This is a genomic window from Puia sp. (assembly GCF_036500295.1).
Lineage (GTDB): Bacteria > Bacteroidota > Bacteroidia > Chitinophagales > Chitinophagaceae > Puia.
Map to the genome: position 1 here is coordinate 20,205 of NZ_DASYCH010000003.1, position 13,085 is coordinate 33,289.

Consider the following 13,085-nt stretch of genomic DNA (forward strand, 5'->3'; position numbering starts at 1 on the left):
ACATGGCGAGGGGAAATTTAGGTTTGAACAGGGCACACCATCGTTTATTCAAGCTCCTTGAAAATAATTATCTTAAATATGCTCTTGGTGATCGAGATGGTCGGTCGACCTTTGCAAGGTTTTGAAAAGTTGATTTGCGACCTGGCAGTCGTTGCCGATAAAAATGCTGAATATCTGGGCAACCTCATTCGTTTGGATGAACTCTGTGAAAATGGGACGAATAAGGAGAAGCGCGAAATAGTCGGTTCAATATTTCCTGAAAACCTCACTTTTAACGGTGACTATTATCGAACTACGAAAATCAACGAAGCAGCCCGCCAAATCTACCTGATTGAGAACGAATTGGAGCAAAATAAAAACGGCACGAGCAAAGTGAATTTTGACTTGTGCCGTAAGGCGGAGAGGGAGGGATTGGCTTCGCCGATCCCCTGGGGGAGGGATTGGCTTCGCCGATCCCCTGGGGGAGGGATTGGCTTCGCCGATCCCCTGGGGGAGGGCGTCAAATGATTCAATGGCCGGCACTATCGTGCCGCCATTTTTTATTCCGGTCCGCTTTGGCGAGCGAGCTCGCCCCGCTCCCCGAAATAAAAAATGCCCCGGCAAAGCCGGGGCCATTGAATCATTTGCGGAGAGGGAGGGATTCGAACCCCCGGTACGGTTGCCCGCACAACGGTTTTCGAGACCGCCACAATCGACCGCTCTGCCACCTCTCCGAAGGGACTGACAATGAGGGATGTCGGCCGGGGTGCAAAAATAATGGATTTGGGCGAATTTTTTGCAATTATGAGGGTTTGGTGGAAAACCGATAGTTTTGCCCCTTCAATCCTTTGGAAATGTCAACAGGTATTGTTCTGATCATCGACGACGAAGAGAAATTGCGCACGCTGCTGGCCAGGATCATCCGGCTCGAAGGAATGACCGTACTGGAAGCGGAGACGATAAAGGCCGGCAACCGGTTCCTTGACAAGGAGGATATCGATGTGGTGCTCTGCGACGTGAAACTGCCGGATGGCAACGGCGTCGATTTTGTCCGGGAGGTGAAAGCCCGGCACTCGTCGGTGGAGACGATCCTGCTCACGGCTTACGGCAATATCGCCGATGGGGTCACGGCCATGAAAAACGGGGCCTTCGACTACATCACGAAAGGCGACGACAACGACAAGATCATCCCCTTGCTCGCCCGGGCGCTGGAAAAAGTGCAGCTTCAGAAAAGGGTGAGCCAACTGGAGCAACAGGTGGGTAAACGCTACACCTTCGACGCCATCCTGGGACATTCGCCGCTGATAGCCGATGCCATCGCACTGGCCCGGAAAGTGGCGCCCACGGAGGCAACCGTGCTCCTGCTCGGGGAGACGGGAACGGGGAAAGAGGTCTTTGCACAGTCCATCCACTATGGGAGCAAACGCGCCACCAAGCCGTTTATCGCGCTGAATTGTAGCGCCTTCGGCAAGGAACTGCTGGAGAGCGAGCTCTTTGGACATAAGGCGGGATCCTTTACCAGCGCTACCCGTGACAAAAAAGGTCTTATCGAGGAAGCCAACCTTGGCACCCTCTTCCTCGACGAGATCGGGGAAATGCATATCGATCTCCAGGCCAAGCTGCTGCGGGTGCTGGAGACCAGCGAATTCATCAAGGTCGGCGACACCCGAAGCACCCGCGTCAATGTCCGCATCATCGCCGCAACCAACCGTGATCTTCAAAACGACGTCACCGATGGCCGCTTTCGCGATGACCTTTTCTACCGCCTCAACGTATTCACCATCTCACTGCCCGCGCTGCGCGACCGGAAAAAAGATATCCCGCTACTCGCTGAATTCTATCTCCGCTTCTTTTCCGGCAAGGGCAATAAACGCATCGACAGCATGAGCAAAGAATTTCTCGACCGGCTGCAGCAACGCGACTGGAAAGGGAATATCCGCGAATTGCGCAATGTCATCGAACGGGCCGTCATCCTCTCCGACGGACCACAGCTGAACCTCGGCGATCTCCCCGCCGACATGCAGGCCGCGGGCGTCCGGGGTCCCGCCGCAACCTCCTCCTTCGACCTGGCCGGCGTCGAAAAGCTACATATCCAGCACGTTTTAAACCACACCCGCGGCAATAAGACCGAAGCCGCAAGACTCCTCAATATCGGTCTGACCACGCTTTACCGCAAGATAGAAGAATACAGGCTCAGCACGGAGGGCTAAGGCCCGCCTGGTGGGCGCCCAAGAGCATGCATTCCTCGGCCAGGGAGCCGGGGGACTTTTCCAAAATGGTAATTCTGCTTATCGAAATGAAAGGGCACGATGGGGAGGCGGGGGGCGGCGGCGGAAGGGTTGAAACCCTGTAATGCGCTGCCAATCCGGCTTTAGCGCGATAGTGCGCGCGGGCGGGAACATCAGGCACCCCTTTTGGCCTCTACGCGACAAATATGAGAATATGCTCACCGTAATTCTATTCCTGGCCGCAATGGCCTGCTTTTTCGTCTTCTTCCGATCCATTGACTTTTTTGAAAAAATCTAAAGCTATGATGACGCTTCTATTTGCTCTTTCGATCGGGGTATTTATCTACCTCCTCTATGTCCTCCTGAAACCGGAGAAATTTTAACCTTCAAAACTCAACACTATGAATACTGAGCTATTCGGAGTGATCCTTACTTTCGTTCTTTCCGTCCTTCTGGCCTTTCCCCTGGGAAGATACATTGCCAGGGTCTTTAAAGGCGAGCGAACGCCGCTCGACTTCCTGAACCCCGTCGAGAGGGCGATCTACCGCTTCTGCGGCATCGATCCCACCAAGAAGATGAACTGGAAGGAATTCCTAAAAGCCATGCTGACCATCAACGCCCTGTGGTTTGTGTATGCCTTCTTTCTCTTCCTGTTTCAAGGCAGACTCCCGCTGAACCCGGACGGAAACCCCAGCATGAGCCCCGACCTGAGCTTTAACACGGCCATCAGCTTTGTGGTCAACTGTAACCTGCAGGATTATTCCGGAGAATCAGGGGGCACCTACCTTACCCAGCTGTTTGTCATCACCTTCCTCCAGTTTGTAAGCGCCGCCACGGGCATCGCCTGTCTGATGGCCCTCTTCAACGGGCTGAAAGAGAAGACGACGCAGAACCTCGGCAATTTTTGGGCCCTCTTCACCAAAACGCTGACCCGCGTGCTGCTGCCGATCGGGTTGATCATCGCGATCCTGCTGGCGTTCCATGGGACGCCCACGAGCTTTGACGGAAAGGATACGATCACGACCCTTCAGGGCGACACGGTCCAGGTATCACGCGGACCCGCAGCCGGGATGATCGCCATCAAACACCTCGGCACCAATGGCGGCGGCTGGTTTGGCGCCAACTCGACGCATCCGCTGGAGAACCCCGACTATTTCACGAATATTCTGGAAATGGTGGCCCAGACGCTGATCCCCGTGGCCATGCTCTTCGCGCTTGGGTTCTATATCAATAAAAAGAAATTCGCTTATGTCACTTTTGCGATCATGACGATCGGAATGCTGATCCTGCTGATCCCGACGATGGTCTCGGAGATCCACGGCAACCCGGCCCTTGCCAGGATGGGAATCGCCCAGCCTACGGGAGCGATGGAAGGCAAAGAGGTGCGATTTGGCCCTGCTGCCTCGGCCTACTGGAGTATCCTGACGACGGTGATCTCCACCGGTTCGGTAAACGCGATGCACGACAGCTTTATGCCGCTGTCGGGACTGATGCAGCTGCTGGCGATGATGGTGAACGCATTCTATGGCGGATGTGGCGTCGGGATCCTCAACTACTACATCTATATCATCATCGCGGTCTTCATCGCGGGCCTGATGGTAGGCAGGACGCCGGAATTCATGGGTCATAAAGTGGAAGCGAGGGAGGTAAAGATTGCCGCGCTGGTGACCCTGCTCTCGGCGTTCCTGATCAAAGGCGGTACAGCACTGGCCTGCTATTACTTTGTCCATCACCCTGACATCGGCTGGGCGGTGAAGCCTTCGGGCTGGTTGAACAACCCCGGCTACCACGGTTTCTCGGAGATGCTCTATCAATACACTTCGACCAATGCCAACAACGGCAGTGGCTTCGAAGGACTCGCGGATAATAACGTCTTCTGGAACGTCACCGGCGGGCTTATCATGCTGCTGGGCCGCTTCCTGCCGATCATCGGTCCAGTCGCCATCGCCGGTCTGCTGGCCCAGAAGAAGTACATCCCCGAGTCATCCGGGACGCTGAAAGTAGACTCTCTCACGTTCGGGGCCATGACCTTCGTCGTGATCATCATCCTAACCGCGCTGTCCTACTTTCCGCCGCTGGCACTCGGACCGATAGCAGAATACTTCAGCCTCTAAAATCATTAAATATGAAACAAAATAAATCGCTATTCCCCCGGGAGATCGTCACATCGGCGCTGAAGCAGTCCTTTGTGAAGCTGAGTCCCGCAGCGATGTTCCGCAATCCCGTCATGTTCACTGTCTATATAGTCACGATCGTTATGGCGTTTGTCTGCGTCTGGATCGCCTCGGGAGAGAAATCCCAGGGCAGCCTTGCTTACAACCTCGCCATCTTTATCGTGTTGTTCATCACCGTGGTGTTCGCCAATTTTGCGGAGGCCATCGCCGAGGCCCGGGGTAAGGCACAGGCCAACAGCCTGCGTAAAACGCGGACGGATACCCCGGCAAAAAAAGTGTTCGCCGTCGGAGACATCTATGTCGGTGAGGTGAAAGTGGTTCCCTCCTCGCAACTGAGAAAGGGAGATGTTTTCATCGCCGAGGCCGGTGATACCATCCCTATGGACGGGGAGATCATCGAAGGGCTGGCTACCATCGACGAAAGCGCTATCACCGGTGAAAGCGCGCCGGTCATCCGGGAAGCAGGCGGCGACAAATCGAGCGTTACCGGCGGCACCAAGGTGCTTAGTGACAAGATCAAGGTACGCGTGACCACCGATCCCGGAGAAAGTTTTCTCGACAAGATGATCGCGCTGGTGGAAGGCGCCTCGCGGCAGAAGACGCCCAACGAGATCGCCCTGACGATCCTGCTCGCGAGCTTTACCCTTATCTTTCTGATCGTCTGCGTGACGCTTGCGCCTTTTGCCGACTATGCCCACACGCCGATCACCATCGCAGCCTTTGTCTCGCTGTTCGTCTGTCTGATCCCGACAACGATCGGCGGATTACTCAGCGCCATCGGCATCGCGGGGATGGACCGGGCCCTGCAGGCGAATGTCATCACCAAGAGCGGCAAGGCCGTCGAGACGGCCGGTGACCTGGACACCCTATTACTCGATAAGACCGGCACTATCACCATCGGTAACCGCAAGGCCACTCATTTCTGGCCGGCCCAGGGCGTTGACGAAAAGCAGTTCATAGAAGCGTGCGTGCTGGCATCGATGGCCGACGAGACACCTGAAGGAAAGTCGATCCTCGAGCTGGCCGGGATAAGCCCGCATTCGTTAGCCGTAAAAGACGCCCGGTTTGTTGCGTTTACGGCGGAGACCCGGAGCAGCGGTGTAGACCTGCCGGATAATGCGGGGAGCGCCGCATCTGCCGGTGGGCCCGTTCGCATCCGTAAAGGCGCGTTCGATGCCATCCGCGCGCTTGTCATGCGGAACGGCAATATCTTTCCTATCGATACGGAGAATAAGATAAAGGAGATCGCTTCCAATGGTGGGACCCCGCTGGCCGTCAGCCGCAATGGCGAGGCACTGGGGGTTATCGAACTGCAGGACATCATCAAGCCCGGCATCCAGGAACGGTTTGCCCGGTTGCGGAAGATGGGTGTTAAAACGGTGATGGTCACCGGCGACAACCCACTGACGGCAAAGTATATTGCCGAGAAGGCCGGGGTCGATGATTTTATCGCCGAAGCCAAGCCCGAAGACAAGATGAACTATATCCGGAAGGAACAGCAGGGTGGGAAACTGGTGGCGATGATGGGGGATGGCACCAATGATGCACCTGCACTGGCGCAGGCCGACGTCGGGGTAGCCATGAACAGCGGCACCCAGGCAGCCCGTGAAGCGGGGAATATGGTGGACCTGGACAATGACCCCACCAAGCTGATCGAGATCGTCGAGATCGGCAAACAACTGCTGATGACAAGAGGAACACTTACTACGTTCTCTATCGCCAATGACGTGGCAAAATACTTTGCGATCGTTCCGGCTTTGTTCATCACTTCCATACCTGCTTTACAGGCGCTGAACATCATGCATCTGCAAAGTCCTGAAAGCGCGATCCTGAGCGCGGTGATCTTTAACGCGATCATCATCCCGATCCTCATCCCGCTGGCATTGCGCGGGGTGGCGTACAAACCGATCGGGGCGAGTGCGCTGCTGCGGCGTAACCTGCTGATCTATGGCATCGGGGGGATTATCATCCCCTTCATTGGGATCAAGGCGATCGACCTGGTACTGGCATTGTTCATGCATTGAGCAAAAAATCTTGAAAAAAATGAAAAAGTATATTTTACCGGCATTGAAACTTACCCTTGTGTTTATTATCCTTTGTTCTGTGATCTACCCGCTGCTGGTCGCCGGCGTCGGCCGGCTGACCCCCGGCAGCGGAAAAGGGGAAACGATCACAAAGGATGGCAAGGTGGTCGGATATGCGAATATCGGCCAGCGATTCACCGCAGATGGTTATTTTTGGGGGCGCCCCTCTGCGGTCGGATATAATGCGGCAGGCAGCGGCGGCAGCAACAAAGGACCTTCCAACCCGGATTATCTGAAAGACGTACAGGCGCATATCGATAGTTTCCTGGCGCATAACCCCGGGGTGAGAAAAGAAGATATCCCGGCCGAGCTGGTGACGTATTCCGGCAGCGGGCTGGATCCCGATCTGTCCCCGGCGGGGATCAGGATACAGATCCCCCGGGTGGCGGCTGCCAGGCATATGGCGCCGGAAGAACTAAATGCACTGGTGAGCCGTTATACGGAAAAGCCGTTGGTCGGAATGTTCGGGCCGGCAAAGATCAATGTCTTGAAATTAAATGTCGCGTTGGATGGACAGAGACGATAACGTTCAGCATTTCCTGGAGCTGATCCGCCAGTCACGGCGGGGTAAGTTCAAGATCTACATCGGCATGAGTGCCGGAGTGGGGAAGACGTACCGGATGCTGCAGGAGGCTCAGACCCTGCTGCGCAACGGTGTGAACGTGCAGATCGGCTATATCGAGACACATGGGAGGCTTGAAACGGAGGGACAGCTGGAGGGACTCCCGGTGTTCCCGCGGCGGAAGCTGTTTTACAAGGGTAAAGAGCTGGACGAGCTGGATATGCAGGCTGTGCTGAATGTGCACCCGGAGGTGGTGGTCATCGACGAACTGGCGCACACCAACATCGAAGGCAGCAAGAACGAAAAGCGATGGCAGGATGTAATGGATATCCTGGATGCCGGTATCAATGTGATCAGTGCCGTCAATATCCAGCACATCGAAAGTCTTAATGAGGAGATCCGAAATATCTCGGGGATCGAGGTGGCCGAACGTATCCCGGACAGCGTCCTGAAGGAGGCCGATGAGGTGGTGAACATCGATCTGACGGCTGATGAACTGATCACCCGGCTCAAGGAAGGCAAGATCTATACGAACGACAAGATCGCCGTCGCCCTGAAGAACTTCTTTCAGCCTGAAAAGATCCTGCAGCTGCGGGAACTGGCGTTAAAAGAGGTGGCCAGCCAGGTGGAGCGGAAGATCGAATCGGAACTACCCCGGGGGTCCGGCTACCAGTGTGAGCGGTTTCTTGCCTGTATCAGCAGCAATCATGAGATCGCCCGGAAGGTGATCCGCAAGACGGCGAGGCTGGCCAGCTATTATCAATCCCGATGGTATCTCCTGTATGTACAGACGCCAAAAGAGGATGGGGATAAGATCGGGCTGGCCGCGCAGCGTCACCTGATCAATAATTTCAAGCTGGCAACCGAACTGGGGGCGGAAGTGATCCGGCTAAAGCAGAGCAATATCGCCAAGGGCATCATGGAGACAGCCGAGACGCATTCCATAACGACGATCTGTATCGGAAAGCCCCATCTGAGTCTGTACAATGTGATCATGAGCACCGCGGTATTCAATCAATTGCTGAATAAGCTGGCCGCCTCGGACATCGATGTGGTCATCCTTTCCTAATTTTAGGGCTATGAGCGTCAGACTAAAAACGAAATTATCCCTGGGACTGATCTTTCTCTTTATCGTGATCGTCCTGTTCGGCGTATTGGGATTGTTCTATATCAATCGCCTGAGCGATGAGGGCCGGCTCGTGCTGAAGAATAACCACGAGTCGCTGATGTACTGCAACAAGATGTTGCAGGCGCTGGAGGACCTGCGCACCGATAAGAATGCGCTTGCCAGCTTCCAGGAGAGTCTGAGGAGGCAGCAGGCGAATATCACCGAGGTAGGGGAGAGGGAGGCGACGGAGGAGCTGACGACCAACTTTAATGAAATGCTGGCTGACCCGACGGACTCCAGCAACTATACCGATATCCGCAAAAGCATTATCAAGATCCAGGAGGTGAATGAGATGGCGATCCTGCGTAAGAACGATGTTGCGCAAAAGACGGCCTCGGGAGCCAAGGAGGTCCTGACGGTGCTGTTCACGATCCTCACCCTGGTGGCTTTTACCTTTATCTTTAACCTGCCGGGGATCATCTCCGATCCGATCAGCAGTCTGGCCGAAGGCATCCGCGCCATCGCCGCCAAGAACTATAAGAAACGGATCTATCTGCGGCAAGGGGATGAGTTTGGGGAACTGGCTGAAGCCTTCAATACCATGGCTCAAAAGCTGGACGAGTATGAAAGCAGCAATCTTGCGCAGATAAAATTCGAGAAGAGCCGGATCGAGACGATCATCAACCAGATGCGGGATGGGATCATCGGCCTTGATGAAAAGCGGAATATCCTCTTTCTGAATGCCGTTGCCGAGAAACTGCTGGGGTTGAAAGAGGCCGGTATCGCCGGGCAATATGCACCTGATGTGGCCCTTTCGAACGATCTTATGCGTACCCTGCTTCAGGAGGAATCGGAGAAGAAGGAACTGAAGATCTATGCCGACGGCAAGGAAAGCTATTTCAGCAAGGACGTGCTGAACGTAACCAACAATGCGGCGGTGATCGGCCAGGTGATCGTGCTGCGGAATATCACGCTCTTTCATGAGCTGAACGAGGCGAAAACGAATTTCATCGCCACGGTGTCACATGAGTTGAAGACGCCGATCTCTTCCATCAAGATGAGCGCCAGGCTGCTGAGCGATCTCCGCGTCGGAGCGTTGAATAACGAGCAGCAGGAACTGATCCGCAGCATCACGGATGACAGCGACCGTTTGCTGAAGATCACGGGCGAACTGCTCAACCTGTCGCAGGTGGAGACGGGCCAGATCCAGCTGAAGCTACAGCCGGCGAGTCCTGCCGATATCGTCGGCCAGGCCATCCAGGCTGTTCTCTTCCAGGCGCAGCAAAAGCATATCCGCATCAACACCTCGTTGACAGACAACCTGCCGCGGATACAGGCGGATGTGGAAAAAACCTCGTGGGTGCTGATCAACTTCCTCACCAACGCCATCAAGTATTCGCCGGAGGATTCGGCGATCGAAGTGGTGGCTTGCCGAAAGAAGAATACGGTAGAGTTTGTGGTAAAGGACCAGGGTCGGGGCATCGATGAGAAATATCTCCCACGTATTTTCGAACGTTATTTCAAGGTGCCGGGTACGCATGACCGCAATGGAACGGGTCTGGGACTTTCCATTTCCAAGGAGTTTATCGAGGCCCAGGGCGGAACGATCTGGGTGCATAGCCAGCTTGGGGAGGGCAGCCGGTTCGGGTTTACCTTTACTATGGTATAAGAAAAATACTTATCGTTGAATGCTAGAGCGTTAGAGAAGACAGGTTAGCGATTGTCCTATATTTTTAATAAGTATTTACTCTTACGTATACAAGATAACCTTTATATTAATTGCGGAAAATACGATGCCTTTTTATCTTTGTGGACCACACTATATCCCCTGGAATTTCCACGCAGGTCTCTGATTAAAATTCTTTCATTTTGCGTTGTTCACTGAGGCTGCTTCAACTTATTTGCATGCCTTTCTTACGCTTGCCCTGATTCAGCATGTCTGAAAAACCACAACCTTTACCCCGGGATTACCGGGGTAGGTTATTTTGGAGAAGATCCCTGCGGTGGGAATGCGTTGACGGGTCTGGGGCGACTGGGTAAAATGGGTTGAAAATGAACCCTTTATCAATTCGTTAAATTTTGACTTATCTTCATGTTTCTAACTACATTGAAAATAGGGGTTTTCATGTAGAATTTTTCATAGTGATTTAAAAATGACCACAGAAGATTTTTGTGTGTGAATGGAAAAAGAAGTACATTTATTTCCTAATAGGATAAGGTTTAATGGTTATGGTATTTGATTAGTGCATCCCCGCGTTAGCGGGGATTTTTTGTGCCGGGCTCCGCCGGCATGGCGGGGATTTTTTGTTGATGATCGTGCTTACAAACAGGGAAAAACGATGAAAAATGGTCTATCGATCCTGACTGTCGAGGATAATCCCAGTGACCTGTTTTTACTGGAACATATGATAAGATCGTCCGGTCTTATCATCCATCAATTATATTCAACCGACCGCATCCGGGAGGCCTATTCGATGCTCTCGGGGAAGGACATCGACGTAGTTTTACTAGACCTCACGTTGCCGGACAGCTTTGGTATCCATTCCTTCATTTATCTCAAGCCGGTGGTGCAGAAGATCCCTGTGATCATTCTGACCGGGATGTCGGACACCAATGTGGCGCTGGAGGCCATCAAGGAAGGTGCGCAGGACTATTTGGTGAAGGGGGAGCTGACGGAAAACCTGTTGGCAAAGGCCATACAATACAGTATGGAGCGAAAGCGAACGCTGGAGAATCTGCGGGAGAGTAATGAGCGGTTCAATACGGTCGTCAAGGCAACCAATGATGCCATCTGGGACTGGGATATCGCCAAGAATACCGTCTTTATGGTCGGAGACACGTACAGGCAGTTGTTTGGGTATGATTTTGTGGATGCCTATCCTCCGGGAGAATTTTGGGAAAGCATTATCCATCCGGAGGATAAGGAGCGGGTGGTGAAGAAGCTATGGACCACGATCCGGGAGGGGGTTTACAGCAAATGGGAAGATGAGTACCGGCTAAGGAAGAGCAATGGGGAATATGCTTTTGTTCATGACCGGGGGCATATCATTTATTCGGCGGAGAACCGGCCGATCCGGATGATCGGGGCGATCCAGGATATTACGCCGCGGAAGAGGTCGGAGGAGACCATTCTGGCTTCGGAGGAAAAATACCGGCAGATCTTCTATAAGAATCCTTATCCCACCTGGATCTTCGATCAGGATACCTTGCGGATCGTGGAGGTAAATGATGCGGCCCTGGAGAAATATGGGTTTAGTAAGAGTGAGTTCTTCCGGCTGACGGTGCGGGACCTGCATTTGCCGGGAGAGGCCGACCTGTTTCTCGGCAGCATCAAGGGCCTGGTGGGGCCGGTGGGAGAGCGCAGGCTGTGGCATCATCGGGTCCGGTCGGGCGCCATTATGATCGTGGAGATCACCTCTCACCCGGTGGATTATTTTGGTAAGCTTTGTATGCAGGTGATCATCAATGATGTAACCGACCGTGTACGACTGGAAAAAGAGCTGGCCCTGCAACAGCGGCTCAAGCAGCAGCAGATCACCGAGGTGGTGCTTGGCGCGCAGGAGCGCGAGCGATTCGAACTGGGAAAGGAGCTGCATGACAATATCAACCAGATCCTGGCTACTTCCAAGCTTTATCTGGATGTGGCGATCGAGGAGCGGGAGCCGCGGATCGAGCTGCTGGTCAAGAGCCGGAATAATATTTCGATGGCCATCGAGGAGATCCGGCGGCTTTCGAAGGAGCTGATCACTCCCAGTCTTAATGATCTTGGGCTGGTGCAGTCGATCCAGGAGCTGATCCGGAGCATACAGATGGTGAAGAAGATGAAGATCCGGCTGGCGACCTCCGGGCTCGATGAGGGTGCCCTTTTGCCGGAGCAGAAGATCAACGTCTACCGGATCATCCAGGAGCAGCTGAACAATATCCTGAAGCATGCGCAGGCCAGTACGGTCATGATCGAGCTCAATAAGGAGCAGGAGCAGATCCGGCTGATGGTGGCTGATGACGGAAAGGGATTTGATCCACGGATGCGGCGTGACGGGGTAGGTATCTCCAATATTATGAGCAGGGCGGAATTATACAATGGCCGGGTGGAGATCGATTCCGCTCCGGGCAAAGGATGCCGGCTGGAAGTCATTCTCAACTCCAAGGTGTTGCCTGAGCAGACATAGTGATCTTGCAAGGGAAGTAATCGGTTGCAAGCGATAAAAATGGCGGAGGTTACAACAACGGGCTGTTACTGCCTTTATACGTTCTGCAGAACGGGGATTGTTTAGCCAGTACATTCAGGCGGTGAAGAGTTTCCTCATCGGGAGGCGACAGGTGTGCGCTTTCCGGTTCTTTCTTCGAGCGGGGATGTCTGACAATTTTGGCCGACGGCAGTGCGGACAACGATGAGTTGGCGGGCGGAGTCGTAACGGTGGAGGCATTGGGCTTCATCTGGTGAGGTGTTAACGATGTTGATAAATTGGTTTATAACACACTTCCTATGCAAGCTAATCTTCGACAGGGAAACAGATGGGTAGAGGGGAAGGCTAGAGATCGGGGCAATCATGCAGGCAAGAAAATCATCTCTTCGAAGGTACGATAAAAAGATGCGGATTCAATCATGTAATCGTTTCTTTTTTGATAAAATAAATATAAACTTCAGGTATACGGGTGCGTAAACTCGACACAAAGTAGTGCGAACTTCTTCATCTGCGCAAACCCAGACGGGACGCCGGTTTCGGCGGAGCATAGATAAAACGGTTTAGCAGGTTGTATCGATCATCGATCGGGTTTTCACGATCATCGAACATGGGGATTTAGTGAACATGGATCATGGAATCTTGAGATGATCGAACATGGAGATCAGTGAACATGGATCATGGAATCTTGAGATCATCGAACATGGGGATTCTGTGAACATGGATCATGGAGTCTGGAGATGATCGAACATGGGGATTCAGTGAA

Annotated in this window: 10 protein-coding genes and 1 tRNA gene; 9 read left to right on the forward strand and 2 right to left on the reverse strand. The window is 53.5% G+C overall.

What is annotated here, in order from left to right; all coding sequences use genetic code 11:
* Positions 1-78 precede the first annotated feature (78 nt).
* Positions 79-507: a hypothetical protein gene (locus VGM48_RS00895; protein ID WP_331575651.1), complete on the forward strand. Its 429-nt coding sequence runs from the start codon at positions 79-81 to the stop codon at positions 505-507.
* A 119-nt stretch (positions 508-626) separates the two neighbouring features.
* Here the strand turns inward: VGM48_RS00895 and VGM48_RS00900 are convergent.
* Positions 627-713, reverse strand: a tRNA-Ser gene (locus VGM48_RS00900).
* A 120-nt stretch (positions 714-833) separates the two neighbouring features.
* Here VGM48_RS00900 and VGM48_RS00905 point away from each other — a divergent pair.
* From VGM48_RS00905 to VGM48_RS00935, 8 genes are all read left to right on the forward strand, one after another.
* The gene (locus tag VGM48_RS00905) at positions 834-2,189 is read left to right on the forward strand and encodes a sigma-54 dependent transcriptional regulator (RefSeq protein ID WP_331575653.1); all 1,356 of its coding nucleotides are present in this window, start codon (positions 834-836) and stop codon (positions 2,187-2,189) included.
* 323 nt (positions 2,190-2,512) lie between these two features.
* Positions 2,513-2,590 (forward strand): K(+)-transporting ATPase subunit F, encoded by a 78-nt coding sequence (gene kdpF / locus VGM48_RS25570; RefSeq protein WP_414711242.1) that lies wholly within the window; start codon positions 2,513-2,515, stop codon positions 2,588-2,590.
* A gap of 18 nt (positions 2,591-2,608) precedes the next feature.
* A complete protein-coding gene (gene kdpA / locus VGM48_RS00910) occupies positions 2,609-4,321 on the forward strand; it encodes a potassium-transporting ATPase subunit KdpA (protein ID WP_331575655.1) in 1,713 nt (570 codons plus the stop codon).
* Between the two features lie 11 nt (positions 4,322-4,332).
* Positions 4,333-6,405: a potassium-transporting ATPase subunit KdpB gene (gene kdpB / locus VGM48_RS00915; protein WP_331575657.1), complete on the forward strand. Its 2,073-nt coding sequence runs from the start codon at positions 4,333-4,335 to the stop codon at positions 6,403-6,405.
* 19 nt (positions 6,406-6,424) lie between these two features.
* Entirely contained in the window at positions 6,425-6,991 is a 567-nt protein-coding gene (locus VGM48_RS00920) for a K(+)-transporting ATPase subunit C (RefSeq protein WP_331575659.1), read from the forward strand.
* A complete protein-coding gene (locus VGM48_RS00925; protein ID WP_331575661.1) occupies positions 6,975-8,096 on the forward strand; it encodes a sensor protein KdpD in 1,122 nt (373 codons plus the stop codon). The genes VGM48_RS00920 and VGM48_RS00925 overlap by 17 nt, the downstream gene beginning before the upstream one ends.
* A gap of 10 nt (positions 8,097-8,106) precedes the next feature.
* A complete protein-coding gene (locus VGM48_RS00930; RefSeq protein WP_331575663.1) occupies positions 8,107-9,804 on the forward strand; it encodes a sensor histidine kinase in 1,698 nt (565 codons plus the stop codon).
* A 670-nt stretch (positions 9,805-10,474) separates the two neighbouring features.
* The gene (locus VGM48_RS00935; protein ID WP_331575665.1) at positions 10,475-12,304 is read left to right on the forward strand and encodes a PAS domain S-box protein; all 1,830 of its coding nucleotides are present in this window, start codon (positions 10,475-10,477) and stop codon (positions 12,302-12,304) included.
* A gap of 49 nt (positions 12,305-12,353) precedes the next feature.
* Here the strand turns inward: VGM48_RS00935 and VGM48_RS00940 are convergent, their stop codons facing one another.
* The gene (locus VGM48_RS00940) at positions 12,354-12,572 is read right to left on the reverse strand and encodes a hypothetical protein (RefSeq protein ID WP_331575667.1); all 219 of its coding nucleotides are present in this window, start codon (positions 12,570-12,572) and stop codon (positions 12,354-12,356) included.
* Positions 12,573-13,085 lie beyond the last annotated feature (513 nt).